At 61.1% G+C, this 24,759-nt stretch carries 29 protein-coding genes and 1 pseudogene; 14 read left to right on the plus strand and 16 right to left on the minus strand.

What is annotated here, in order from left to right; genetic code table 11:
- Positions 1-9: 9 nt before the first annotated feature.
- Together ACXYMW_RS15660 and ACXYMW_RS15665 are read right to left on the minus strand one after the other, a co-directional pair.
- Entirely contained in the window at positions 10-390 is a 381-nt protein-coding gene (locus ACXYMW_RS15660; protein WP_459036265.1) for a rhodanese-like domain-containing protein, read from the minus strand.
- 163 nt (positions 391-553) lie between these two features.
- Positions 554-1,228, minus strand: coding sequence for a hypothetical protein (locus tag ACXYMW_RS15665; RefSeq protein ID WP_459036266.1), 675 nt, complete (start codon positions 1,226-1,228; stop codon positions 554-556).
- Between the two features lie 2,237 nt (positions 1,229-3,465).
- On the opposite strand from ACXYMW_RS15665, the gene ACXYMW_RS15670 reads away from it, so the two are divergent.
- The 3 genes from ACXYMW_RS15670 (at position 3,466) to ACXYMW_RS15680 (ending at position 6,143) form a co-directional block, all read left to right on the plus strand.
- Positions 3,466-4,557, plus strand: coding sequence for a replication initiator protein A (locus ACXYMW_RS15670; protein WP_459036267.1), 1,092 nt, complete (start codon positions 3,466-3,468; stop codon positions 4,555-4,557).
- A gap of 210 nt (positions 4,558-4,767) precedes the next feature.
- Complete coding sequence (locus ACXYMW_RS15675; protein ID WP_459036268.1) at positions 4,768-5,739, plus strand: helix-turn-helix domain-containing protein; 972 nt, start codon at positions 4,768-4,770, stop codon at positions 5,737-5,739.
- Positions 5,740-5,804: 65 nt separating this feature from the next.
- Positions 5,805-6,143 (plus strand): hypothetical protein, encoded by a 339-nt coding sequence (locus ACXYMW_RS15680; RefSeq protein WP_459036269.1) that lies wholly within the window; start codon positions 5,805-5,807, stop codon positions 6,141-6,143.
- 17 nt (positions 6,144-6,160) lie between these two features.
- Here the strand turns inward: ACXYMW_RS15680 and ACXYMW_RS15685 are convergent, their stop codons facing one another.
- From ACXYMW_RS15685 to ACXYMW_RS15695, 3 genes are all read right to left on the minus strand, one after another.
- A complete protein-coding gene (locus ACXYMW_RS15685) occupies positions 6,161-6,367 on the minus strand; it encodes a hypothetical protein (RefSeq protein ID WP_459036270.1) in 207 nt (68 codons plus the stop codon).
- On the minus strand, positions 6,364-6,690 hold the full coding sequence (locus ACXYMW_RS15690; RefSeq protein ID WP_459036271.1) for a hypothetical protein: 327 nt from the start codon (positions 6,688-6,690) through the stop codon (positions 6,364-6,366). The genes ACXYMW_RS15685 and ACXYMW_RS15690 overlap by 4 nt, the downstream gene beginning before the upstream one ends.
- Before the next feature lie 66 nt (positions 6,691-6,756).
- A complete protein-coding gene (locus tag ACXYMW_RS15695; RefSeq protein WP_459036272.1) occupies positions 6,757-7,281 on the minus strand; it encodes a hypothetical protein in 525 nt (174 codons plus the stop codon).
- A 90-nt stretch (positions 7,282-7,371) separates the two neighbouring features.
- Between ACXYMW_RS15695 and ACXYMW_RS15700 the strand changes: the two genes are divergently transcribed.
- Complete coding sequence (locus ACXYMW_RS15700) at positions 7,372-8,061, plus strand: hypothetical protein (RefSeq protein ID WP_459036273.1); 690 nt, start codon at positions 7,372-7,374, stop codon at positions 8,059-8,061.
- 6 nt (positions 8,062-8,067) lie between these two features.
- On the opposite strand, the gene ACXYMW_RS15705 is transcribed toward ACXYMW_RS15700, so the two are convergent.
- Positions 8,068-8,277 carry a hypothetical protein gene (locus ACXYMW_RS15705; protein ID WP_459036274.1) on the minus strand — a complete coding sequence of 70 codons (210 nt, stop codon included), beginning with the start codon at positions 8,275-8,277 and terminating at the stop codon, positions 8,068-8,070.
- A 121-nt stretch (positions 8,278-8,398) separates the two neighbouring features.
- Here ACXYMW_RS15705 and ACXYMW_RS15710 point away from each other — a divergent pair, with 121 nt between their 5' ends.
- The 4 genes from ACXYMW_RS15710 to ACXYMW_RS15725 all read left to right on the plus strand — a co-directional run bounded on the left by ACXYMW_RS15710 (position 8,399) and on the right by ACXYMW_RS15725 (position 12,904).
- Positions 8,399-10,984 (plus strand): TraM recognition domain-containing protein, encoded by a 2,586-nt coding sequence (locus ACXYMW_RS15710; RefSeq protein ID WP_459036275.1) that lies wholly within the window; start codon positions 8,399-8,401, stop codon positions 10,982-10,984.
- A gap of 178 nt (positions 10,985-11,162) precedes the next feature.
- Entirely contained in the window at positions 11,163-11,645 is a 483-nt protein-coding gene (locus ACXYMW_RS15715; RefSeq protein WP_459036276.1) for a hypothetical protein, read from the plus strand.
- A gap of 230 nt (positions 11,646-11,875) precedes the next feature.
- Entirely contained in the window at positions 11,876-12,322 is a 447-nt protein-coding gene (locus ACXYMW_RS15720) for a helix-turn-helix domain-containing protein (RefSeq protein WP_459036277.1), read from the plus strand.
- 3 nt (positions 12,323-12,325) lie between these two features.
- Positions 12,326-12,904 carry a PIN domain-containing protein gene (locus ACXYMW_RS15725; RefSeq protein ID WP_459036278.1) on the plus strand — a complete coding sequence of 193 codons (579 nt, stop codon included), beginning with the start codon at positions 12,326-12,328 and terminating at the stop codon, positions 12,902-12,904.
- Between the two features lie 48 nt (positions 12,905-12,952).
- Here the strand turns inward: ACXYMW_RS15725 and ACXYMW_RS15730 are convergent, their stop codons facing one another.
- A complete protein-coding gene (locus ACXYMW_RS15730) occupies positions 12,953-13,177 on the minus strand; it encodes a hypothetical protein (protein WP_459036279.1) in 225 nt (74 codons plus the stop codon).
- Between the two features lie 422 nt (positions 13,178-13,599).
- On the opposite strand from ACXYMW_RS15730, the gene ACXYMW_RS15735 reads away from it, so the two are divergent.
- On the plus strand, positions 13,600-14,052 hold the full coding sequence (locus ACXYMW_RS15735) for a hypothetical protein (RefSeq protein WP_459036280.1): 453 nt from the start codon (positions 13,600-13,602) through the stop codon (positions 14,050-14,052).
- Positions 14,053-14,267: 215 nt separating this feature from the next.
- Here ACXYMW_RS15735 and ACXYMW_RS15740 read toward each other — a convergent pair whose 3' ends face one another.
- Both ACXYMW_RS15740 and ACXYMW_RS15745 read right to left on the minus strand, forming a co-directional pair.
- Positions 14,268-15,368, minus strand: coding sequence for a ParB/RepB/Spo0J family partition protein (locus ACXYMW_RS15740; protein ID WP_459036281.1), 1,101 nt, complete (start codon positions 15,366-15,368; stop codon positions 14,268-14,270).
- A complete protein-coding gene (locus ACXYMW_RS15745) occupies positions 15,365-16,693 on the minus strand; it encodes a ParA family protein (protein WP_459036282.1) in 1,329 nt (442 codons plus the stop codon). The genes ACXYMW_RS15740 and ACXYMW_RS15745 overlap by 4 nt, the downstream gene beginning before the upstream one ends.
- Positions 16,694-17,445: 752 nt before the next feature.
- On the opposite strand from ACXYMW_RS15745, the gene ACXYMW_RS15750 reads away from it, so the two are divergent.
- Both ACXYMW_RS15750 and ACXYMW_RS15755 read left to right on the plus strand, forming a co-directional pair.
- Positions 17,446-17,586: a hypothetical protein gene (locus tag ACXYMW_RS15750; protein WP_459036283.1), complete on the plus strand. Its 141-nt coding sequence runs from the start codon at positions 17,446-17,448 to the stop codon at positions 17,584-17,586.
- 217 nt (positions 17,587-17,803) lie between these two features.
- Complete coding sequence (locus ACXYMW_RS15755; protein WP_459036299.1) at positions 17,804-17,995, plus strand: transposase; 192 nt, start codon at positions 17,804-17,806, stop codon at positions 17,993-17,995.
- Here ACXYMW_RS15755 and ACXYMW_RS15760 read toward each other — a convergent pair.
- The 3 genes from ACXYMW_RS15760 to ACXYMW_RS15770 all read right to left on the minus strand — a co-directional run bounded on the left by ACXYMW_RS15760 (position 17,983) and on the right by ACXYMW_RS15770 (position 20,435).
- Entirely contained in the window at positions 17,983-18,999 is a 1,017-nt protein-coding gene (locus ACXYMW_RS15760) for an OmpA family protein (protein ID WP_459036284.1), read from the minus strand. The two genes, ACXYMW_RS15755 and ACXYMW_RS15760, sit on opposite strands and share 13 nt — an antisense overlap.
- 102 nt (positions 19,000-19,101) lie before the next feature.
- The gene (locus ACXYMW_RS15765) at positions 19,102-19,287 is read right to left on the minus strand and encodes a flagellar motor protein MotB (protein WP_459036285.1); all 186 of its coding nucleotides are present in this window, start codon (positions 19,285-19,287) and stop codon (positions 19,102-19,104) included.
- Between the two features lie 47 nt (positions 19,288-19,334).
- The gene (locus tag ACXYMW_RS15770; protein WP_459036286.1) at positions 19,335-20,435 is read right to left on the minus strand and encodes a hypothetical protein; all 1,101 of its coding nucleotides are present in this window, start codon (positions 20,433-20,435) and stop codon (positions 19,335-19,337) included.
- Between the two features lie 55 nt (positions 20,436-20,490).
- Between ACXYMW_RS15770 and ACXYMW_RS15775 the strand changes: the two genes are divergently transcribed.
- From ACXYMW_RS15775 to ACXYMW_RS15785, 3 genes are all read left to right on the plus strand, one after another.
- Complete coding sequence (locus tag ACXYMW_RS15775; protein ID WP_459036287.1) at positions 20,491-21,966, plus strand: hypothetical protein; 1,476 nt, start codon at positions 20,491-20,493, stop codon at positions 21,964-21,966.
- 71 nt (positions 21,967-22,037) lie between these two features.
- Positions 22,038-22,427, plus strand: coding sequence for a hypothetical protein (locus tag ACXYMW_RS15780; RefSeq protein WP_459036288.1), 390 nt, complete (start codon positions 22,038-22,040; stop codon positions 22,425-22,427).
- Entirely contained in the window at positions 22,424-22,753 is a 330-nt protein-coding gene (locus tag ACXYMW_RS15785; RefSeq protein WP_459036289.1) for a hypothetical protein, read from the plus strand. Before ACXYMW_RS15780 ends, ACXYMW_RS15785 begins: the two co-directional genes overlap by 4 nt.
- Before the next feature lie 394 nt (positions 22,754-23,147).
- Here ACXYMW_RS15785 and ACXYMW_RS15790 read toward each other — a convergent pair whose 3' ends face one another.
- From ACXYMW_RS15790 to ACXYMW_RS15805, 4 genes and pseudogenes are all read right to left on the minus strand, one after another.
- Positions 23,148-23,480, minus strand: coding sequence for a hypothetical protein (locus ACXYMW_RS15790; protein ID WP_459036301.1), 333 nt, complete (start codon positions 23,478-23,480; stop codon positions 23,148-23,150).
- Positions 23,477-23,653, minus strand: coding sequence for a hypothetical protein (locus ACXYMW_RS15795; RefSeq protein WP_459036302.1), 177 nt, complete (start codon positions 23,651-23,653; stop codon positions 23,477-23,479). The genes ACXYMW_RS15790 and ACXYMW_RS15795 overlap by 4 nt, the downstream gene beginning before the upstream one ends.
- 119 nt (positions 23,654-23,772) lie before the next feature.
- Positions 23,773-24,042, minus strand: a pseudogene (locus ACXYMW_RS15800) (hypothetical protein); the annotation flags it as partial.
- Between the two features lie 390 nt (positions 24,043-24,432).
- Positions 24,433-24,558 carry a hypothetical protein gene (locus ACXYMW_RS15805; protein ID WP_459036290.1) on the minus strand — a complete coding sequence of 42 codons (126 nt, stop codon included), beginning with the start codon at positions 24,556-24,558 and terminating at the stop codon, positions 24,433-24,435.
- Between the last annotated feature and the right edge of the window lie 201 nt (positions 24,559-24,759).

Consider the following 24,759-nt stretch of genomic DNA (forward strand, 5'->3'; position numbering starts at 1 on the left):
CGGTGCGGATCAGGAGACCGGCAGCCCGGCCTCCGTCCAGCCCTTCAGACCGCCCTCGATCACGCTGGCGCGGTAGCCCATGCGGGTCAGCGTGTGGGCGGCCATGGCGGCCCGGGCACCGGAGGCGCAGAGCACGTGCACCCTGGCCTTGTCGCCGATCCCGGCGAGCCGCGCCTCGGTCGCGCCGCTGTCGGGATCGGCCTTGGCCTCCAGCACGCCGCGCGGGACGTGCAGCGCCCCGTCGATGCGGCCGTCGCTGTCCAGCTCGCCGGGTTCGCGGACATCGAGGATCAGGTCGCCCGACGCTTGCGCCTTCTGCGCCTCTTCCGGGGTGACCGAGGTGATGTTGGCCTTCGCCTCGGCCACCAGGTCCTTCACGCTCATCGGCATCGCAACGCTCCTTTCAGAGTTCTCGGGGGGTCTCGGAAGTCTGGGGGGCTCTCACAGGTCCTTGTCGACCGGGATCTTCAGGTAGGAATGGCCGTCGCTCTCGGGCTCCGGCAGGCGCCCGACGATGGACGATGTGCCCGAGGTGGCGGCCCTCGGCATGTAATCAGGACGGTGCGGGGACTTCGCTCCAAACGAGCCGGTCCCCGCGTTTCCGAGACGCACGCGAGAAACCGTCTTTCCTGGAGATGGACCACCAACTACGCGGGGGGCTTGGGATCATTTTCAGAGTTTCTGCGCCCTCCCCCGTTTCCACGGAGTACCGCTCCGTCTGGAGCATCAGGAGAGTGGCAAACATGAAGAGCGCCTCGGCAGATGCCTCCCGCCTGGCCGATCCCGCCATCGTCGAGATATCCGGGCCCTTTTCACGAAGATCGCTGAGGACTTCCATCTCTTCGACATACCCGCCGGGGACGTGCGTATAGATGAGCGACATCATCCTTGCCCACGATTCAGCGGGGACCTGGCTGTACCGGTGGCGAGCTTTCGCGGAGAGGTCCGCCAGGGCGGTTTCGCTCCATGAGAAGAAAGCCGGGGCATGGTCCACGCGACCGTCCCGGAAGCGCCAAGCCACGGTGCCGACCACATCGCCCACATCATCATTGGCGTAGGCGACCAGCACGCCCACCCTTTCCGGGTGCTCAACGTCGTGCATCAGAAGCTCGATGTCCGTGCGCCGGGCGGCTTCCGACCATTCGAACCAGGACACCCCCGCCGGAAGGGTCAGGAAATCGAGGTTTCTCTCAACTGTGTGGGGCCTGGAATTCAGAGTATCCGCCACCGCCGTTGCGAAACCATCGTCGAGATCGAACCTCCGCGCGGAGGGCAGCAGCGACAGCAGCCGCTCACGTTCCGGGGCGCCAGGTACGGAGGCCAGCCTTGACTGCAGGTCCTCGAGGAGCGGTTTTTTTCGTGTCTTCGCCTTGGGTCATCTGCAGAGAAATACCCGCCCCGTCTTAAAGGGCTGCGAACGAACGGGCGTAGTGGATGGTCCATTGTAAGATCAAGCCGCGTAGTAGGTGGTCCGTCACGCGCTAGAAAAGGGAGAACGGACCGCCTACTACGCGGTGCCCGGTAGCCAAGGTTCCCCAGACGTCGCGGAATAACCCCTCAGGTACGCAAACTGGCGTCTTGGAGGACTGGAACACTGTCGCTTGCGGACAAGCACGTAGTTAGTGGTCCATTCTCCGCGTCATAGATGGTCCATCGAACTTGCTTCTGCCTTGGATACCGGTGCCGACGGAGGAAAACGGACCGCCTACTACGCGGTGCCCGTTGCCAAGGTTCCCCGGTCACCGTGAAATGACCCCTCTGGCACGCAAGCGCGTGGCATTTTCGTCTCAGTTCCCGCTTACGGGGAAAACGGATCACTTTATTTCACCCCCGGGTTTGGGCCATCACCCCGGCAAGGCGGTAGTTGCCGCTCCTTACAGTCAATCAGGGGGACTTAGTCCCTCCCAGGTGAGGTGTTGCCCGGCGATACCTTACCCAATGCACCCGTCCTGACGGGTCAAAAGAGGTGTCTTTTGGTCGGATGACATACTTCCGGTTCCGGAATACGTGTGCCTAAGGTTCCGTCACGGCCGCACGGTGGCCCCCTCGTAGGGGTCTGCGTACCTGACGGGTCATCTCGAACGGCGTCCAGGCGAAATGAGGGAGCCAAAGTTCCCCACGCGCCGCGAGTTGGCGATCCGTGCTCTGTCAGTGCGTACTTGAGGGGTCATCCGCGAAGTTGGGGGAACCTTGGGCAAGGTGCCACGCGCGAAGTTGGGTGAACCTTAGGAACCCTGCGCCCGCGGCACGCTGGGAACCTTAGCGCTCCCAAGTCGGGTTTGGGGGCCCTGAAGGAACTTTAGTGACCTGGGGCCGCGGCGCTTGGGGAACCTTGGAGCCGTACGAGCGGGCGCCGCGGCGGCGATGGAACCTTAGAACCGCTTGGGTAGGTGTCCTCTGGCGGGTTTGGAGATATCGAAGTCGCCATCGCGGCACAGCTGGAACCTAGAGACCCTCGCGCCCCCGGCGTTAGCAGAACCTCAGTGCCGTTTGGCCGCTTTTGCGGCGCTGGTGGAACCTTAGGAACCCTGCGCCCGCGACGCTCAGGGAACCTTGGTAGCGTTGGGGGCCCGTGCGGCGTAGCTGAAACCTTAGAAACCCTTTGCCCCGCGGCGCTCAGGGAACTTTAGAGGGGTCAAAGCCGCACTTGCGGCGTCGGCGGAACCTTGAACGCCCCGGCGCCACGGCGCTCAGGGAACTTTAGGGGCATCAAAGCCGCACTTGCGGCGTCGGCGGAACCTTGAACGTCCCGACGCCGCGGCCCTCAGGGAACTTTAGGGGCATCAGAGCCGCACTTGCGGCGTCGGCGGAACCTTGAACGTCCCGACGCCGCGGCGCTCAGGGAACTTTAGGGGCATCAAAGCCGCACTTGCGGCGTCGGCGGAACCTTAGAGTTCGCGGCGCTCAGGGAACTTTGGCGTTTGAACGAGGGGACGTATGGCGCCGGAGGCGGCCGGGCGGCGGAGCCAATCTGGGGCAGCGATGGACAATTTTTACGAACTACCCCAATTACTTGGGTAGTGAGAGAACCCCTCGGAACAAGTTCCATGTGAGTGTAGCTCCGAGGAGCTTGCGCCGCCTTCGGTTGGCGTGATCTCGAGCTAGGGTAGTGAGATGCAGCGAACGTCCATTGTTGTGCACCGAGCGCTGAACAAAATCAGAAGGCTCGGAGCCGATTCGGAGTCCTCTTATCGGTCGGCCGCCCGGCGTACGAATTTTCGTTTATTATCAGTCTGCTAAGCCTAAGGCTCCCCAGGTGCCGCAAATGAAAGAGGATTCCGAGTGGCAAAGCTTCTTACTCGGCCAAGGTTCCCTGAGCGCCGCGGACGTGCTCTAAGGTTCCCTGAACGCCGCGGAAAAAATTCCCAAGGTTCCCTGAGCGCCGCGCGAAAGCGTTTGCGTGGTTTGGACGCACATGGGAAATTGACCACAACCAGTAGAACGCTGACAAAAACGGGCAGGCAGATGTTGAGCGAGCAGAACCAACCCCAAAGCAAGGGGCGGGGCGGAGCGAAGCCTCAGGCGAACAGTCTTCCTGCTCAGATGACGATGAGTCTCTTCGGCGCAGATGCGGCAACGGATAATCCGAACCAAGACCTGGATGTGGGCAACAACCCCATACTCATGGTTCATAAGTTTTTCGCGCTCTCCGAGAAGGAAGTCGACTTCCTGACGACCGTTCCCCATGGCAACGCCCATGTTTCCCTGCGGGTCGAGGGGCGCTCCAAGTATGGCCCGGCGACCCAGAACGACAAGCCGTTTTTGATGTTCCTCCTGACTAAGATGGCCGAAATGAAGGCGCGGGGAGAAGACTTTCGGACTGTGAAGGTTACCTCCTCCGAGTACCACAAGAAGCTCGGCATCCGATCATCTGGACGTGTCTACAAGCAAGTTCGGAGAACCATAGATCGGCTGGCTCACACATGGGTCTACGCCGGGGTCGACATCGAGGGGAACGGCGGCTTCGGCGGCTTCAACTGGATCTCGAAGTACAACGTTGCCTACACGACCCGGATGATCGCGGGAAAGCCGAAGCAATGCATGACTTCATTCACGATCCAACCGTGCGATTGGCTCGTGAATGCCGTCAGCCGTGGCAGCCAGATCATCGAGTATGACAAGGCATACTTCGATCTCGAAAGCCAGTTGATGCAGCGCATCTACGAAGTTGTCCGGACGGATACTGATCGCGAAATGTTCCGCATCCGCATGCTCGACCTGATGGAGCTGACAGGAGCCGAAACCGAGACCAAGACGTTTAAGAAGAACCTAAAGCGTCAAATTCTTGGAGATGGCGGCAAGGCACCTACTTTGTTGCCCCGGCATGCCATCTATCCTTACTCCGAAGCCAAGCCTGACAAGTCGTGCACCTGGGCGGATCGCGTTCTCGCTAAAAAGCAGTGGTTTGTCTTTGTTCGAGGCGGCGTCCAAACGGACTTCCTGGATGTCCCGCTGAGCGACATCCCGGAATGGATGCCCTCGATGGACGAAGAGGATCTCGAGGCTTTGAGTGAAGCAGTCACAATTAAGGAGGGGGCGATGGACAGCCTGAAATGAATAAAGGGTGACCAGAGCTCCAACTCTGATCACCCTTTGAAGCAAACCCGAAGGTCATGCTCCCATTCCAACCCTGAGCATATGCACCTTCGGACATCGACACAAGACCAAACGACCGGAACATGAGATTCCGGCGCAGGAGCAGTCATGTCTACAGGTACGACGCAGCCCTTCATTGGGGCTCCGCGTTGGTGGCTTTCGCATGCCGAGATGAACGCAGCCCGCCTGGCTGTGCTCGTCGCGTTGGCAAGCTACGCGGATAACGAAACGAAGACGTGCTTCCCCGCCCAGGGCACGCTCGGGAAGATGCTCGGCGCCTCGCGCGCCTGGGTGAACAAGATCATCCGCGAGCTTGCAGAGATCGGTCTCATCGAGAAGGTCAGCCGTTTGCGCTCCGATCAGGGCACCTCGAGCTGCATCTACCGCATCCGGTTCGAGCCCGACGCGCCGGCCGAGCCACACGGAGAAGACTCTGAAAAACATTCTGATTTTTCGGCTGTCACGCCCGTGACAGGGGGTGTCACCATCGTCGACACGAACAAGACTCAAACTAAAAATCAAACTCTCTCTGAAATCGGGATCGATGATTGGATGCCCAGGTCCGCCACCGTGGACTCAATGGCGGCGACCGTCGGGCCGAAGGCTGCAGAGAGGTTCGTGGCCCGCTTCCGCGGCAAGGTCGCTGCGAAGGGCTACCAGTACGCTGACTGGGACGCTGCAGTCCTGGAGTGGTTCGAAGCTGACCGGCAGCGTGGGCTCGTCGCCGCAGCAGCGGCCCTTGGTGCGGGGTCCCCTGCCCGCAAGCGCGGTGCCGACGGACCGGCGACTACGCGGCCGGCGCCGGATACGGACCTGGACGGCTATCTCGCCAGGGCGGAACATGTCGACCATGAGGTCGCGGCAACCGTCCGCTGCTTGCTCGCAGGGGCCGCGGTCCCCGGGACTGTCGACCAGCCGGCACGGTTCAAAGCGGCGTGCCTTCTCATCGCCAAGACCAAGGGCATCGGCTTCTATGATGCGTGGCTCTCCAGGCTCGAGGCCGGTGAAATGTCCGGAGGCGTACTGAGCGTCGTGGGAGGGACATCTCTACAGCGCCGTCACGTGGGAATGCACTGTGAGAGCGCCCTCCTCGCCGCGTGCCGACATGCGGGCCTGCCTGTCGAGCGGTTGCGGTTCGAATGACGGCCTTTGTCCCTTGCGGCTCGGCGTCCAATCTGGAGAGGACAATCAAATGAGGATCTGATCCCGTGGAACGGACAAATGAAGCCAGCGTCATGGAGCAGCGCGCACGGAAGGCCGTGCTAGCGTTCGGGTTCGTCAACAAGCTCACCATCGGCGCCGAAGGCGTGGTCGGGCCGTCGATCCCGGGGTTCGATCTTCCGCAAGTCGACGGAACGCTCTACCGACTGAAGGGAGAAGCCGGCATCAGCCAAGACGGTCAGACACCGATCACGAACTTCGTGCTCGAGGTCTCGGAGAATGGCGCCGACTTCGAGCCAAAGGCCCGGGGCATCGATGTCTGCCCGAAACGCTACGAGCGCACGCTCAAGCTTTCGGAAGAGGCGAACGCATCCCCCTCCATGTGAGGGAGATGCCACCCGCTTCAGAAGAGGTCGGAAGTGAAGTAGTGGGCCGCCAGGGCGTTCTCCAGAGCGAGAAGGTCCCCAGCACGGTAGGTGAACTGCATCAGAATGCTCGATCCGTGGTCCTCGACCCGAGAAAGCGCGAGACCAGGCACCCCTTCCATGCGGCTCCGCACGCTGGCGTCACTTTGAGACCCGTCCTTGATGACCTGCAGGAAGCCCTTCATGTGCCGACCGCTCCGGAGGGCCTACCCACCAGGCGGTAGCGCGTCAGGCCGGCATTTTCGGAGTTTCCGGCCGAGCTGGATGCGTGGACATTCTGGTATGTCGACCAGAAGCCATCGAGCACCGCGGCTCGCTGGTTCGTATAGTTCGAGGTATCGATTCCGTCGCCTGCGCTGAGGGTGCCCATCCACGACCCCTCGACTGACCAGTACGACAGGAGGACCTCCCCGCTTTCGGAGCGGGTCGCGTAGAGGATGTGCTCGGCATTGTACCGTTCCGCCAGGTGCTCGGACATCTCGTCGAAGCTTTCGGCCTTCTCGCTCACGGACCGGTCATCGGCGTCAAAGGTCGCCGGCACGAACTGGGTTACACCAACGCGGAACGGGATCTTCTACTTCGACGCCCACGTCGAGTTGCGCTGAGAGATGTCCCAGCTCCCATCTGCGGCCACGTCCGAAGGAACGATGAGAACCCATTCGGGGCGATCTTCTTCGGCCACGGTGTTGCTTTCGAACTCGGTATCCCTGCGCTGCTGGGTCGCGAACTTCGGGTCGTCTTTCGAACTGAGGACGCGGATCATCGCAGAATAGCCGGCATCCTCCATGGCCTCATCGATGATCAGGAGCTTCTCGAGGTACTCCTCCTGGGGAGCCCCGTCGCCGGCGCCCAGCAGGCCCGCGACATGGGCGACACTGGAGTTCAGCGCTTGCAGCCGCGCGGCCGCCATGCCTTCGCCGGGGATGGAAACTCTGAAAATCCACTCCCTGGGTCCAATCTGCTCGACATTGTCGAAGTCCCCGCCCCCAGCTGGAGCGGCGACCTCGGATTCAGGGGCGTCATTGACCTGAGCCAATGCGCCCGGTCCCGCGTGCAGCACCAGGGCTGCGGACAGGATGCATGAAGAAAAGCGTGTCATTCCTTTGCCATACTCGAGGGCGGTTTTCCGGGGATTAAACCTTGCCGCGTATGGTCATTTGTGCGACTTTCACCGTCCCTGGAGGCGATCATGGCGAAGAAGACAAAGAAGTACGTCCACTTCTCCGTGCCTGGCGGCAACAAGGCATTCGCGGAATGGGAGGCCGGCGAGCTTCTCGAAGGGGCAAACAGCGCGTTCCTGGATGGGCATTCGAAGCCTGGCAAGGAGGCGGACACCCTGGAAGAACTCGAGGCATCGAAACTCGTTCTCGACACCACGACCGGCAATCTCAGAGTTCGCGGATCGGCCGGCGACAAGTGGTTCCGCCCCGGCCGGAAGTGCCCCGATTGCACAGGCCGTCTCGAGCTCAAGAAGAAGTTCTTCGCTTGCGGCAATCCGAAATCCCCGTGGTTCTTTCTCTGCTCGAACCGCGAGGAAGCGGAGGCCTGCAAGACGGTCATTCCCGCGAATGTGGGGGGGAGCTTCGCCGCTGATGTGGCCGATGCCGAGACCCGGCGGGCCAGGAAGCTCACCTCGGAGCAGTTCGACCGCCTCTGGCAGGAAGCACCGGACATCCTCGAATGGGCGGGCAATCCAGATGACCGTCACAAGGTGATGAACACCGCCAAGGCCAGGGCCTACCGCTACCTGGCGCACAAGGCCGAGGAAGAGGGCCTTACTGAAAAGAACATCGCGACCATGGACATCCCTGCCCTACGGGTCGCTTACCGGATCTGCAGGGACGCCGACATCAGCGAGGTGATGACCTTCGGCAAGTAGACGAGGTCACTCCTCCTCCTCTTCCACTTCCTCCTCAGGCGCACCTTCGTCGTCCGTGGGCGCTGCGGTCGGGTCAACCGGCTCGAGGACTTCCACCTCGTTGGTCTTCAGCCAGGCACCGATGGCCGCCTGCTCTTCGTCGGTGATGAATTTGGCCGTCGGGCTGAGCTTACGGCGGGCACCGCGGCGGATCGGGTTTCTTTTCGATTTGGTCATGGCGGCCTTTCCTGCCCTCCCTGTCTGGTCGGGATATGGCGCCAACCTCTCAAGGAGGTGTTAATCCCCTTGAACCTTTGCTTCCTACATGCCGCCCCGAGGGATTTCCGAGAGACGGCGCATGAAAGAGAAGAAGACAAGGGGTCTGACACAAGATCAGGAACTCAATGAGGAGTTTCTGTTCCGAGACACCAGGAGCTCTTTCAAGAAGTTCGTCGACTGGATCACGGTCCCGAACAACATGCTCACCCTGCTCCTCATGCTGGGTGCGCTTGCAATCGCGATGCCGGCAATTTCAGAGTTTGTCTTCCTCGCATCGCTGGGCTTCTATCGGTGGGGCATGAAGCGCGAGGAGAACGCGCCGATCAAGATGCCGATCCAGAGCGAGTTCCTGGATCCGCACCAGCCGCACCCCGGCAACGGGAAGCCCACCAGCGCCAAAGGCATCTTCTTTCTCGGAAACGAGATGAAAACCGGCAAGGAGGTCTGGCTGACCAATGATGACGCCCGCCAGCACTTCCTCGTCGTCGGCACAACCTTGGCGGGTAAAATAGAGTCGCTACTCTTCTTTGCCGCGAACGCCCTGATGTGGGGGTCGGGTTTCCTGTTCTGCGACGGTAAGGGCGACGTCGCGCTCTTTGCCAAGGTCTATGCCCTCGCCCGGCGCTTCGGCCGCGAGGACGACCTTCTCGTCCTGAACTTCATGACCGGCAACCAGGACCTCGGCGCGATGGGCGGCAAGATCATGTCGAACACGCTGAACCCGTTCTCCACGGGCTCGTCTGACTCGCTGACCCAGATGGTCGTCTCTCTCATGGACGATGCCGGCGGCGACGGTGCGATGTGGAAGGGCCGCGCAACGGCAATGCTCACCGGTGTCATGCGCGCGCTCTCCTGGCTCCGTGATGAGGGGCATGTTGACCTGAACGTCGGGGAGATCCGGGAGTTCATGTCGCTGAGAAAGATCGTCGACCTGGCCGATGTCGAGCAGTACCGCGACATGCCGCAGCCGATCCGGAAGACGATTAAGTCGTACCTGACCTCGCTGCCGGGCTTCCAGCCGGAGAAGGGCTACAAGCAGGCTCAGACGACGCTCGATCAGCACGGCTACCTTGAGATGCAGTTTACGAAGATTCTCGGCAGCCTCGCGGACGTCTACGGGCACATCTTCCATACGCCGAGCGGCGAGGTCGACATGTTCGACGTCGTCCTCAACCGGCGCATTCTCGTGATTATGCTGCCGGCTCTCGAGAAGTCTGGCGACGAGATCGCGAACCTCGGCAAGATCGTGGTCGCAACGCTGAAGGGCATGATGGGCGCCACGCTGGGGTCTTCGCTCGAGGGCAACTGGGCCCAGGTCGTGGAGAACCGGCCGACAAACTCGCCGTCACCGTTCATCTGCGTGCTCGACGAGGTGGGCTACTACACGGTGGAAGGGATGGCCCTGATGGCCGCCCAGGCGCGATCCCTGGGCTTCACAATGGTCTACGCGTCCCGGGACATTCCGGCGATGAAGCGTCTCAACGAAAAGGAGGCGGCGTCCATCATCGCGAACACGAACACGAAGATCTTCATGCGCTCGGAGGAAGCCGAGACCACGGGCAAGCTCGCAGTGGAGGCCGGCGGCAAGGGTCTCAAGGCCCAGACGGGCGGGTTCCAGGGCAAGGCCGGCGAGCTTGGTGTCGGGTACTCGGACCAGATGGATGCGCGCATCGAGGCGACAGACCGCGTCAACTGGACCGAGCTGAAAGCCCAGACCGAGGGCATGATGCACGTCATGTTCCAGGACAAGGTCGTCCGCGCGAAGTCGTTCTACGCGAACCCCGAGGGCGCGGTCGACAACAAGAAACTCAAGCTGCGTGCGAACCACTTCATCAAGGTGCCGAAGCCCGATCACGAGGACCTAGAGCGCGCGCGCAGACTTCCTGAAATTGCCGCGAAGATGATGTCGGACGAGTTCATCCAGAAGAACCGGGAATCCGCCGAAGCATCGATAAAGGAAGCCCGCCTCAGCAAGGACCGCATCGCCAGCGCGGTGAAGGAGTTCGACTACATGATCAAGGAGCGCAACAAGCCCGCCGATGCCGGGGCCTGCGCTGTTGCCGCGATCATCCACGAGCAGTCGGAAGCCCTGCAGGATTTCCACAACCGGATCCTAGCCGCCAACACCCCGGCACCCGGCACGGCAGAAGGTGACAAGGCGGCTGGCGCCGAGGCAGATGCCACCGACGCCCCGAAAGCGCCCGAGAAGCCGCGCGGGAACCCGATCAAGCGTGGTATCTCGCACCAGGTCCTGATCGGCGCCGACGAGGATCACGAGGAACGCGAGATCGACATGGCGGGCGGCTTCGTTGCAACCGACGACGTGATGAGCGCGCTCGCAGCCGTGGACTACGATTCAGACACGTCGCGCGACCAGGTCGAGAAGCAGATAATCGATGCCCTCGATCCAAGCGAGCTGATGGACGATGACGACATGCCGAAGCCCGAGGACATCATGACTTCCGACATCGACGACAACGTCACGCGCGCTGCCGGTTCCCTGTTCGACGAACTCGACGGGCTGGGCATCGAGGAGGACGAAAACGGTGCGGACGACGATGAAGATGATGAGGGAGCCGAGGATGCGTCGTCAGCGCCCAACTCGGATGACATCACTACGCAGCTGCTCGCGCAGTTCATCGTCGACGATGACGAGAATGAGTGATCGACGGCGGGGCGCCTAAACTCATGCGTAACCGGGCGCATGTACTGGGCGAGGCATGGATACGCGGAACCCCGGAATGCAGCAGCTGATCATGTTCAACGGCCCCCCTCGCGCAGGGAAGGACACGGCAGGCGAGATTTGTCGTGAACTCCTCGATGGCGAGGCCTCGGCATCGTTCGTGAAGTTCACGACGCCCATCAAGGAGGCCGGGCACGCGGAGCTGGGCCTCGATGTGGGGCCGCATGCCTACGAGGAGCTGAAGGATGCGGTGCTGCCCGAATCCCGGAACATGACGCCGCGGGAGTTCTACATCGACAAGTCCGAACGGATGCGGATGGGGCGGGGCTACGACATCGTTGCCCGCCTGCTCGTCGACAGCGTGAAGTCCCTGGATTCGGAGGTCGTGGTGAACACCGATCTCGGGATGGATTACGAGGTCGAGCACCTGATCCGGCACTTCGGGGCGGAGAACACCGTCCTGGTTCGACTGCATCGCACCGGGCACAGCTTCGCGAACGATTGCCGACAGTTCGTCTACCGCGACGACGTGCCGAGCGTCGACATCCACAACACTTCGTTCGAGGCCTTCCGAGAGCGGCTCAGCCCGATCATCGCGGAGGTGATGGAACGGCGCCAGGGTCTCGTCTTCCAGCCAGGCTGAAGCTTCAAGGTCCTCGCGGCGGCGCCCGGCCTGTTGAACTTCATGATCTGATGTGCCCAGCCGGTACATACGCGACAGTTGGCCGTCCGTGATTCGTTTGCTTCGATAATTTCTCTTGTTTCGATTGTTCGGAGTGTTACATAGGGACCATACGAGAAGCGCGGACAACGCGTCCTCAGACCGAAATCGCACGACGGCAGAGCCAAGATTCAAGAGAGACGGAGGGCCCCATGCAACAGACACTTGAGAAGAGGTTGCCAACAAACGAAGAAATTCGGAACGCGGCTGAAGCCGCGACCGCACTTGCGATTGCGATGGAGATGGATGGAGGTATCGTCATTAACGGACAAGATGGCAGCCCGGTCACAATCGCGCCGTCAATTGGACGTCAGTTTATCGAGCTGCTGGGTCACATCAGCAACGGTGAGATGGTCACCCTTGTGCCCACCGGAGCGATGCTGACGACCCAGCAAGCCGCCGACATGCTGAACGTTTCTCGTCCTTTCCTGATCAAGCTAATCAAGCGGGGCGAAATCGCATGCGAAACCGTCGGCTCTCACCGGCGTATTAAAACGACTGACCTGATGAACTATCGGGAACGGCGCAGCCGAGCGCAGCAAGACGCAATGGCGCAGCTCGTTCAGATGGGACAGGAGGCGGAGGCAAAAGGAAGCTAACCCTTGAGGCACATAGCGAACCCATTCGTCGCAGTCCTCGACGCTTGCGTCCTGTATCCATACAGGATGCGGGACGTCCTACTCGAATTTGCCATACAGGGCATCTTTAGGGCCCGTTTCACTGACGAGATAATGAATGAATGGTCGCGGAACGTGATCAAGGACATGCCGGATACCGTAGAGAGCGTTACGGATCAGTTGGAGATCATTAACACTGTCTTCGAGGAATGCTTCGTTACCGGATACAAGCCGTTGATCCCCGGGTTACAACTGCCAGACCCGGACGACCGCCACGTTCTGGCGGCGGGTATTAAGTCTTCGGCTCAGGTGATCGTCACGAAGAACCATAGGGACTTTCCCGAGGACGTGCTTGAGGAGTTCGACATCATTACCGTGGACCCGGACGTGTTCTTGGCCGATGTATTCGAGTTGTTCCCGATGGAAGCCACTGGCGCATTACGCACCCTCAGAACCAGGCTGAAAAGACCTCCTATGGATGTCTCGGACTTCCTGTTGGACCTAACCCGTGCAGGGATGCCTCGCCTCGCAACGAAGGCACGGGAACACATTGAGTTCCTGTAGGCGAGCTGGCTCGACAACATTGGTGAGGCGGTCAGCGGCGGGCGGCCATCACCACCCCTTCGGCTCGTCATCGGCATCGCCGGAGCCGAGTGACGTCGGGTGCTCCACCTTGCCGTCAGGTGGGCGCTTTGCGTGTCGCCTCGCGACACGCAGCGGCAGGGCTTTCCGGCTCGGGGAAAGCCCGAGAGGGTCAGCGGCCGGATCAACCAGATCGGCGAGGCGGTCGAAGAGCCCAAGAACGGAGAGCGCCATGGCGAGCGTGTTGAGCGACACGCCCGGACGCTTGGACGTCAGGTGGGCGTAATCGACCGCGATGAGAACGGCACCGTCCCCTGCTATGCGGATGTCCGCGTAGGCCAGGGGCGCCTTCGTACCCTTTGCATTGCCCTTCTATCCTTCATCGTGTGCGAGACTGTTCTTATTTAGAGGGCCACTGTAAGGATAGCGTTAAACCGCATGCAGCTGCATTTGTTTCAGACGCCGTCTGGGCCGCGATACCGGAACATGAGCGGTCGAAAATCCTGTGCGACGCGTCTTCCATTGTGCGAAGGGGCGAGCCGCTGAGGCGGGCATTCTGGAGCGCAGTTCGCCGCAGCCTTGAACAGCAATTGTTTGACGGCTTTGAGGTGGAGCGCACCCACAGAGGGTTTGCCTGGCCCCTGGTCTTCTCTCGGTGCGATGATGTTCTTAACCGGGTGACCGAGGTGCTCCTTACTGCGAAAGCATCCTTCACTGATGAAACGGTCGTTTCATCGAAAAGTGCTTCGGAGTTCTGGCTCGACCTTGGGTGTGATCCGCCCCGAGAAAGCTGCGTGTTTTGTGGTCATTCGCTTCAGTACGGCGGCAGCGCGGAGGACGAGCTCTCCGTCCATCCAGGCTGCGTGGATGGTTTGAGGCAGCTGAAGCAGTTTCTCCATGAAACGGCCGTTTCACGCGTGTCTTCGTCCTCGAGTAGCAGGACGGTGGGAGAAGCCGATGAAGGGGCTGCGTCTGAAACTGCTGCACATGAGGCAGGCGGTTTTCGGGAGCGGGGTGTTAAGCCGCATTCGAATCCGTCGGCAGCCGACCTGCTGTCCATTTTCGATGGCGAGGAGATCGCGGCGCACTTGGAGGGTGCTCAGGTCGATGCGCCCGCTTTGAAAGGCTGAGACGGGCAGGTGGACTCGACCCCTTCCCCCCTTTTCATCAGGGGGCCAAAAACAGGGGGTAAGGCGAGGCCGAGTGCTCGTTTGCCACGAAACCTTCCCATCGCGCTGTCAAAACACGTCGCTGCGTACCTAGCTTCGGCGGCATGCCCTGAAACGACGTCGGCAAAAGAAAAAGGGCCCGAAGGCCCTTTAAGCACGTGATGGAGAAGGTCGGGTCAATCGTTGCCGTCTTCCCGCATGATCTGTTCGATGGCCTCCGCGATGCGGTCCATGGTTTCCGGTCTTACAGCCCCACCGCGGAGGGTGATGTTCGCTCCAGACCTGATGGTCTCCAATTTGCAGGTGTAGCCGGTGAAACGTACGGTGCGCGTAGGAGGCGTTCGCCTGGATCCTGTGTGAGCGGTGGGTGATGTCGGGCGCGCCTCCTGCTGGCGACCGATCTCGAATTCGTCCGTTTGCGGGTTTCTGGAGGAGGGTGATGAAACGGCCGTTTCACCGCTCTCCGGGCTTCCCTCCGCTAAGGGCTGAGGCTTCTCAAGCTCGGCGAGGATGTTGCGAAGAGCTTCATGTGTCAGTGAATGCCCGCCATCTTCGGGATACATCTCCGCTACGGTCTTGGCATGTCGTTCGGCCCGCTCCCCAATTGTGACGTAGGTGCGGTTTACCCCGAGCTGCTCGCCGATTTGGATGTTCGTGATCTCCGGGGTGCGGCGACGCATTTCAGCAGCCAGCTGTCCGATTGAACGGTAGTAGTCGAGCGCCGACAGGTCTTTTCGCTGCGTGTTCTCGAAAAACCGTACCCTCAGGTCCGCATACGGATCACCGTGGGAAAGGAAGGCTTTGACCTTAATCCCGAGCAGGCGGCATGCCTCAATGCGGCGGCGCCCTGCCTGGACGGCGAAGCGGACGTTGTCAGCTTCGTCGATGTCCTGAAGATCCCGGCCAGACGGCACCCAGTCTTCGTCCAGCACCCGCAAATCGACCGGAGTTTTCTGGCCCTCCTGCTCGATGTTTCGCATCAGCGACTTGAGGTCTTCGTGGTCGCGCCATTTGTCCGAACGGTCGGAGCCGACTGCATCTTCGATGAGTTCGACGGGGACCTCAACGACCAGTTGCCGTGCGAAAATCTGCTGAATCGTACGGGCCCGTACCGCGTTGAAGCGTGATTGCTGATGCGGGCTCGAAGGCGCGCGGGTCACGTCCGACGTGTCCATATGCAGGATTTCGGCTGCGGTCGGCCGCGGCTCTTCAGGAGCCGATGAAACGGCCGTTTCACGCTGCACGGTCGGCTTTCTCATGCTCAGCTTCTTGGTCATGCTGCCTGCTCCTGGGCGTCCGCCGGCTCGTCCTCGTAGAGGTCGGCTTCGACGATCTCCTGGTAGTTTCTGCCTTCTTCATCCGGGAAGATTGTCCTGAAAAGCGCGTCATTCACTGCGTTGCAGTACTTGAGGAAGCGCTCTTGGGCCCGCTTCTTGCTCGAGCTGTCCGGTATCCACTCGTAGTTACTCTTGTACTCTTTCGCGGCATTCGGGACCGCCACGCTGTGGATGGCGTAGACTGGAAGGATGTCGAGAGGAGCCCGCTCGAACAGTTCAGCGAACTGCTCACGGTCGGTGCTGTTCGCGTCGTCAACGTTCGTGACAATGACGGTGTGGTTCCCTGGTCCGATCTCGAGGTTCGGGTCGGCATCCATGTGCGCTTCGATCACGCTGTTGACGCTGTCTACATACGTGCTCAGGGAATTGAGATCGAAGCCCCGAGCTCCGATGACGACGGCCAGGTTCGACGCGGCCATGATGCCGTTCATCTGAATGAGCGTAAGCGCCGGCTGTTGGTCAATGACGATGATGTCGACCGTTTCGTTCAAGGCGTCCTTGAATCGCTCGTCGTTGAAACGGCCGTCACGCTTTCTCATGTCGGCCGGCCGCGTCTTTGGACAGAACTTGGTGCTCCAGCGCTCGATGGCGTCCTTGAGCAAAAACTCGAGGCGAGGCTGTCCCTTCCGCTGCATATTGTAGAGGTTTAGATCGCCCAGGAAGATGTCCGAGCCGCCGGGGATGATGCGAATGCCCGGCCACGGCGTCTCCTGCCACAGGGTGTCGAGCTCGTCCGCTGAAACGACCGTCGGAGCCTCGGGGTTCTGATCGCCGACCCCCATAAAGCTGGCGATGGTGTGCTCTGTGCGGTCGAAAGCTTCCAGTTGTTGGTTGGAATAATATACCGTCGCCGTCGCTTGCGGGTCAGTGTCCATGATCCCAACCCGCATTCCGTAGTGCAGGCTGAGATACTGTGCGAAGTGAGACGCAGTGATCGATTTCCCCGACCCGCCTTTCAGGCTGCTAAAGCAGACAACCGGGATCGGAGACGGATCGTCCGGGGCCCTCCAGAGGAGGTGGTTCTTCCGCGCACGGGGTGTGCTCGAAAGCAGCGCTCGAATTTTCATGAGTTCTTCGATGCTGAAACGACGTTCTCGCCCGCCTTTCGTGCCGGCCGGAAAGTCCGGGTCGTCCTTCAAGTGGCGATCCAGCGTTTCGGGCTTGATGTTCAGCAGGTGGGCAATCTCGGTTCGAGAGAACAATCTCTCCACCCGTCGGTTGACCGTGTCGTCGCGTCTCATGACGCTGTCGATGCTCTTCAGCATCGCCTGTAGACGTCGAAAGAAACTCGGCATTTGCCCTACCGGACCGCCTCTGGCTTTCATGATCTTGTCCTCTGGTGCTGCTCAATTTTGGGTCTGGACGCCCTTTCTGCCATCGGTGGCAAAGTTCTCAGGCCAAAATCAAGGAAATTCGCGGTTTGCCCTTCCGATAGCCAACATTCGGAAATTTTGTGACGCGGCCACCACAGGAAAAGCGCATGAAACGGCCGTATCATGGCTGACGCCAGGACCGAGGAAGCACGTAGTCAAGGCGTGAAACGACCGTTTCACCGACGGCAGAATGTGCGGGGAACTACCATGGCGATGGTGTGAAACGGCCGTTTCACCGGAGTCAGCAGAGGGCCTAGTGTTCGAGCGCCGCGCCGTGATCGGAAGCCAACATGGTTTCGACGCCATCCACGCGGTGGATTACACGCTCGGACGGTTCCGGTTGGAGTTCGGCCGTTGCTTCAAGGTCGCCTAGGCTCAGGACCCATTGATCAGCACGGCTTTGCGTGATTCAGCCTCCGCTCGAAGGAGGCTGACGATGAGCGATCTTTTTCTGGCTGAGCGACGCGCAGATGGAACGGCTGCGGCCCTACTTTCCAAAGTCGCATGGCAAACCGCGGGTCGATGACAAGCGTGTTCTGAGCGGGATTATTTTCATCAATCGCAACGGCTTGCGCTGACGTGATGCCCCGCGTGAATACGGCCCGCATAAGACACTCTACAACCGCTGGATCAGGTGGAGCCGCATGGGTGTGTTCGCCCGGATCATGGAAGGGCTCGCCGCCGAGCAGGCCGATTACCGGACCATCATGATCGACGCGACATATCTGAAGGCACACCGCACGGCCTCAAGCCTGAGCCTTCAAAAGGGGGGCGTGGCCGCCTGATCGGCAGGACCAAGGGCGGCATGAACACCAAGCTGCATGCCGTGATCGACCGGCAGGGCCGCCCCGTCCGCCTCTTGCTGACCGCCGGCTAGGTCAGCGACTACAAAGGCGCGCTCGCGCTAAAGAGCCAGTTGCCGCAGGCGAACTGGCTGATCGCCGACCGCGGCTACGATGCCGACTGGCTCCGTAACGCTTTGTCAGACAGCGAAATTCGCGTCTGCATTCCGCCGCGCAAGTCGCGCACGGCCCCGATCAGATACGACAAGCGCCGATACCGCGCCGCCATCGCATCGAGATCATGTTCGGCCGCATCAAGGACTGGCGCCGGGTTGCTACCCGCTATGATCGGTGTCCGAAAGTCTTCCTCTCGGCAATCGCGCTCGCTGCGACCGTCATCTATTGGCTATGAGTCCTGACCCTAGGCTTCGGAGAAGCAGATTTGGTTGAGTCGCTGCTCCATGGAGCCACTCTTTCAGGACACGCTCGGCGCCGTGGAATTGCAGTAAACTCCGTAAGGACACAGTTGCCCCGAATTTTCAGCAAAACGGGCACCACCCGGCAGCAGGATCTGGTCCGCGGTTCCGCAGTTTGGTTTTCCTGAAAGAGGCACTCCGCCAGTTGCCGTAGCCCCTCGAGATCGATGGTCTCGGGTCCGGACTTGCCGTGTCCCCGCGGCGCGGCCTCGTTGTGGGGGCGAGGTGCCGCTTCCGGGTGCGCATCGTCTTCCTTGGCTTCGCCATTGAGGGCGGCGTCGATTTCGTCGGGGGAAGGAGCCTTGCTGTACCCCAGGACAACACTGATGCGCCGGTTTGTCGGCGACCTCGGGTCCTCCGCATCGAAGGGATCGGTGTCGGCCAGACCGGAGACCCGGACGACGCGTTCGGCGGTGATGCCAGAGTTGATGAAGACACGGCGGGTCGCGTTCGCCCGGTCGGCCGAGAGCTCCCAGTTGCCGTAGCCAGTCTCCTGGCGCTCGTTCCCGAAGGGCACGGCATCGGTATGACCGGAGATCAGCACATCGTTCGGCAGCTTCGAGATCGCCTCGCCGATCAGCCGGAGGAGCGCTTTCGTGCGTTCACCCACCACGGCGCTGCCGCTGTCGAACATCGACTGGCCTTCCTGATCGATGATCTGGACCCGCAGCCCCTCTTCGGTCTGGTCGAAGATGACGTGCGGGATGAGGGGTTTCAGGTCGGGGACCTCGTTCATCGCCTGGACGATCTGCTCCTCGAGCTCCGCGAAGCTCTGGCCGTCCTTCTTCTTCAGCGCTTCCTGAAGCTCGCCCTGCAGCTGCCGCGCCTCCTCAGAAGGCTCGGGGCGCTCCTCGTACTCGACCACGGCTTCAGCTTCACCGGCGGAGGACGCCCCCATCGGGTCCTGCTGCCCGAACTGCGGCATGGCCACCGCGCTCATCGGCGAGTTCGAGAAATTCAGTGTCCCCGGGGGACCGATGGTGTCGCCATCCAGAGGTCCGTTGCCCCCGGGGCCGTCGGCCGTGCTGATCGTTGGGGTGAATTAGTCCGCGAGACCGTTCAGCTCCTCCTCCTCCAACGAGGCGAGGATCCACAGCAGCAGGAAGAAGGCCATCATGGCGGTCACGAAGTCGGGGTAGGCCACCTTCCAGGCACCGCCATGGTGCCCGTGGTGGCCATCGTCGATGACCTTCTTGACGATGATCGGTCGCTTGTTGTTGTCCGCCATGAGCTCAACCTTTGCGGTGGAGATGGCAGTGACTGTTTTCCGGCCCGTTAACTGAAGAGTGCCGTGGCCTTCGACTGCATGGCTTCCTCGGTGGTCTTGATCTTCTTCGGGCGGGCGCGGGTCGGCAGACCCGTCTCAATGCGAATGGGCTTCTGCCGGCAGACATTGAAGTGCGTGCAGATCGGTCGCTCGTAATTCCGCGAGTAGTCGAGCACCACGTTCGCGTGCCCGAACTCGGGTCCCTGCGGCGCGCCGTCCTGCTGCGCCATATACGAGTACCGCTTTGCCAGAGACACCATCCGGTGGCCTTCGCTGGTGCTCACATTGACGATGTGGAGGGGAATGATCTCCCAGGGATTGTCGGCCGACATGTACGGCGCAAAAACCTGGCTTTTCATTTTCAGCAAGTTCAGAATGACGGCCTCATCGGTAAGGCGGTTCTCGTCGTCCTGCAGGGTGCGGTAGCAGGCTGCGCCGTGAAGCTTCTTCTTCCCCGATGCATGGGGACCCCGGATAATGAACCCGTTACAGGGGCCCATCTTGTAGCCGAGGAACTTCTTCAACCGCGCCAGGTCGGCCAGCACGTCGGTGATTTCCTCGGCCTCAGCGGGGGAGGCAATCGCGATGCGGTAATCTTTTTTGGTTTCGTCCTTTTTGCTCGTCGAGTGCAGGACAGTGCAGAGCACTTCCGGCAGCGGCAAAAGGGACGGCGTTTTTTCGAAGGGAGCGATGGCCCGGAATGTCCACGGATAAAGGGTATCGGTACCCAGCGGATCGACCAAAACGGCCTGCAATTCAATCAAGTCGCCTGGATTGAGCTGATCCCCGAGTTTCGGGACCTCGCCATGCCGGGCGGGTTTGATCGCAAAGCTGGAATAGACGTTTTCGTCCACCTTCGTCTTTTTCGCGGCTTCCTCGCTGCGGAACTTGACGACATGCTCACCACTGGAATTTCCGAACGCATCGGAGCGTATCCGGACGACGGGTTCGTCCCCGCCCCGTACGACGTGAGCGAGAAGGTGCGCCTGGGTGGGCTCGGTCGTGTCGAAGACGCTGTTTTGGTCGAAGGACTGGAACCCTTCTTGGATGCTCTTGCCGCGCTTTCGTTGGACCGTAAACTGACCGGTGGTCTTGAACTGGCTTCTCATCCGCTGCCTTCGTACCTTCGGTTTAACCCGCATGAAACAGCATTGCGGGTACTAGTTGACACACACTGGCATATTCCTCAAGCTGAACCGAGATCTCGAGGTCGTCAACTCGATCAACCTCAAGATTTCGCGAAACCCCTACGCGGTACCTGGACCGAAGGCGCTCGAAGTCACGGGCCTCCGGCCAGGCGATCTCCAGACACCTGACCGGGTGACGGAGTTCGAAGCCGCGTGCCAGATCGCCGCACTCGTCGGCCGTCGCTCGGCTGCAGATCGCGTTCGGAAGGCCCTGATCTTCGGATACAATATCCTTTCGTACGACGAGAAGATGTTGCGCTACTTTCTGTTCCGGAATCTCCAGGACACCTACCTGACGACCGGCAAGAACGGCCGTCGCCTCGATCTCTATCCCGCCTTCCAGTACCTTCATTTCGTGCGGCCGGGCATCGTTCTGCCCGGCAAGAAGGCGGATGGCTCGATCAGCTGGCGGCTTTCTGACGTCATGGTCGCGAACGGCATGGTGAGCGACAACGCGCACGACGCCGAGGCCGACACGCACATGACCAAGGACCTCCTGGTGATGTTCGTCACAGGCGCGCAGAAGATCTTCCTCCAGTTCGTTGACCTCTCCGACAAGCGCCACGTGTCCAAACTGCTCGGAGAAAATATGGCCGGCTCCAACTTCGTGTTCGAGTTCTCGCATTTCGGGATGCCCGAAGTGACGCCCCTGGCGCCGATGGCGAAGGTCGGGCACTCGGGCTACAAGACCCTGGGCGTTGACCTGTCTGTTCACCCCCGCGAGTGGATGCACATGTCGGCGAGGGAGATCGCGGACAACCTCTACCGCGGGGACAGCCCCTTCCGGATCGCGAAGCACAACGCCTGCCCGCTGGTGTTCAGTCGACATGATCCCGTTTTGAAGGCACGTCTCGAGGAGCTGGAATGCCGCTCCAATTTCGCTGGCTGCGAACGGCGGGCCGAGTACATCCGTCGTCCGGACGTCGTGGCGAAGTTCGAGGAGGTCACCGCACTCATGGAGTCTGATGCCCGGGCGAAGTTCAGCGGCAGGAAGGTCTCGCGTGAGGCGGAGCTCTACAACGGGTTCACCGCGAACGAGGACCGAAACCTCTGCCGCATCATTGCCGAGGAGCCAGAATGGGAAAAGCGGGCGATCCAGATCGCTAAGCTCAAGGACCCGCGGCTGAAAGATTTTGCCGGCCGGCTGCTGGCGCTCCATGCTCCCGCTCACCTGGTCGGCGAGGATCACCTCCTGGCGCTCCGTGAGCAGTATGTCCTGAGGCTGGATGACGATTATGACGGCAGGGAAGTGCAAACCATCGCGATTGCCGAGAGGGAGCTTGAGAATGTCGAGAACCCGGAACTGCGGGAAGAATGCGCTGCGATGCTGCGTGATCTGAGAGCCGACTTCATCCGCCGCATCCAGGAGATCGATGAGCGCGTGGCGGAACTCCGGGCCTTCGAGATCGCCGGCAAGGAAGCCGCTGAGATCGACTTGGACCTCTTCGTTTGATGCCCCGTTAGCCGGAACCCCAGGGAGGGAAGGACCGTTGGGCGCCCATCACAGCACGAAGGAGACGAATGATGCTCGCTACAACGAAGCTCTTCGCCACCACCGCGATTGTGCTGACCGCGACAGCGGGGTGGGCCGACAATCACTCTGGACAAACTGGCAGCAACGCTGCCGCGGATACAGAAAACGCCGCGACGACTGAGAACGCGAATGCTGGCGAACAGCAGTTCAACGCGGACGCACGGGTCGCGACGGTCGGTGATACCGAGATCACGCAAGGCGATGTCGCCGCGATGGCTGCCGCTTTCCCGGACTACGTTCGCGCGCAGCCGCCTGAGGTCATCCTGAGCATGGCGGTCGAGCAAGCCATCATGCAGGAGCTCTTGCTGCAAGCCGCACAGAAGAGAACCTGCAGGACGACGAAGACGTCGCTAAGGCGCAGTCCGACAACGAGGGCATGACGCAGGACATGGCAATGGTGCGCGTCTTCCTCGAACGGGAAACCGGCAACGCAGTCAGTGATGACCGCGTCCAGCAGACATACGACAAGATCAAAGAGAACGCTGAGACGGAGATCCCGCCTCTTGAAGACGTCCGCCCGCAGATCGAGCAGCACCTCCGGCAAGAGGCCTACGCCGACCTGTCGAAACGGCTGCAGAATGAAACGCAGATCGTCTTCTACGAGCCGGATGGTGAGCCCCAGCGCGTCACGGCAGGTACCGCCGAAAAGGCTTCCGGCGAAATGGAGGGATCGGAACCTTCGGAGGGAACCGGTTCGTCCAAATGACGGTGCTCAACATCTGAGGTAGATGCTTTCGATGATCCATTGGGGGCCGACGCAACGCCCCGCGTCGGCCCCCTTTCAGTATGGCACTGATGTTTTCGAAAGTGCGCCGATTCCAAGTGCCCTTCGAAAGGCAGGAACAACTTCGCCACCGAGGTGTTTGCCCCCTACATGAGGGGCCGATCCCGAGTGTCTCCACGAAGGCTGGTGCTTCCCGTCGGCATGGGGGAAGCACCAGCCGACGGGAAGCGCGCCACGACCCGCCCGCTTCGAATACCCAACGGTCTCTCGGAACTACTACCTGGCTTTGAGGTTTCACCTTCTCATGGTCACCTTCTCCAACGGCCGGTGCCTCCCGTTGCAGCATGGGGGAGGCACCGGCCGATTTCGTTGGAGCTCACCCGAGCCGGGCGCGCAGCCGTGCGAAAGCGTCGTATCCCGCGGTCACGGTGATTGCTGCGAACATGCCCGCCAAAGTGGCCGTTCCCCACGCTTTCAGGATGAGCATACCGTTCCCCGCGAAGAAGGTGGCCTGGAGCCAAAGAAGCACGGCCTCGTAATCGGCCCAGTCGGCGACCGGGAAGGCGAGCTGGCGCCACCCCTCCCGGGCCATGGCCCGAGTGTAGACCGCCAGATTGAGTGACACGAAAGCGACCCCCGCGGCGAAGGACGCCTCAAAGGCATCGGCGGCCACCCCGAAGATTCTGAAAATCTTCCGGATCGTTCTCATGGCGCCGGGGTCTCCGGTGCCGGAACATCCAGGTCGACCGCTTCTTCGGGCTCGCAGGTCGCCGCGGCTTCCCGGCCATAGACATCGTCGTAGACCACGATCTCGCCCTCGGCCGTGGGCCAGGCGGTGAAGTAGTCCATGATGATCGGCACCTCTTCGGGGCAGCGCGACATCGCGGGTCTCGCCGTAGCGACCCATTTCGGTGACCTCGTCGGGCTTCCGGTCGAGCAGCCAAGGCCGCAAACTCCAGCGGTTTCTCCAGGCGGACGCACCCGTGCGACAGTGTGATGGGGCTGCCGTCGTAGAAGTTTTCGCGGTTGCGCGTGTCGTGCAGGTAGATCGCTCGCGAGCTGCCGATGTCGAAGCGGAACTCCCCAAGGGCGTTGTACCGCCCGGGCATCTGGATAAACCGGCGAACCTTCTTGGGGTTCTCCGCCGCTTCTTCAATGGTCAACAAGTCGCCCTCCGAATCGCGGATTTCAAACTTGTTGCGCGTGAAGAACTCGGGCTCCGTCTTCAGCCGACCCAGCCAATCCTCTTCCTCGATAATCGACCACGGCACCGTCCACGTCGGGTTCAAGCGAATGGATGTCAGCTCGGTATCGTAGCTGGGGGTGGGGTGAGTGTCTTACCCGACGATGGTGTCCATCTCGAGGACTGGAATGCCCTTCTCGTAGGCCACAAGTTTGCCGGCCGCGATGTTCACGAGAACGAACTTTCCCGTATCGGGGAATTCCAGTCCAGCGAGGTTCTCGAGGGTCAGATCGATGGCCGTGCATCCCTGCTGCAGGACTGCACCAGGGGCTTTGCCTGGGAGATGAACTCATAAAGACGCTCCGCGCCGTCGGCGGAGGCCATGAGCGGGGCGCTGGCCGCGAATGCGAGCGCCCCGAGAGGTAGTGCTGGCCATGGCATCTCAGGACGACGCCTCGGAAGCCGCCAGCCATTCGGTCTACCACTTCTGCCCGGCCTTCACGTCAGCGGGCTCGAGATACGAGGTCACCCAGTCGCGCATTGCGCTCGCCCAGGCCGCCTCGCGGTATCCCTCTTCACTCGAGGCCGCAATGTTGAACCACACGTACGCCATCGTCGGGTTGCATGTGATGCCACGGCTCGAGGTAGAGCTTCCCGAGCAGGTACTGGGAGGGCACGTAGCCCATATCCGCGGACTGGAGCACAAGGCGTGCCCTTCCTCCAAGTTCCGCGGCACGCCGTCACCGGTGAGGTAAGCGAGCCCGAGGTTGAACATCGCCGACCGGTCGTTCTCGCCAGAGGACCC

The sequence above is a fragment of the Roseivivax sp. CAU 1761 genome (genome assembly GCF_054482755.1).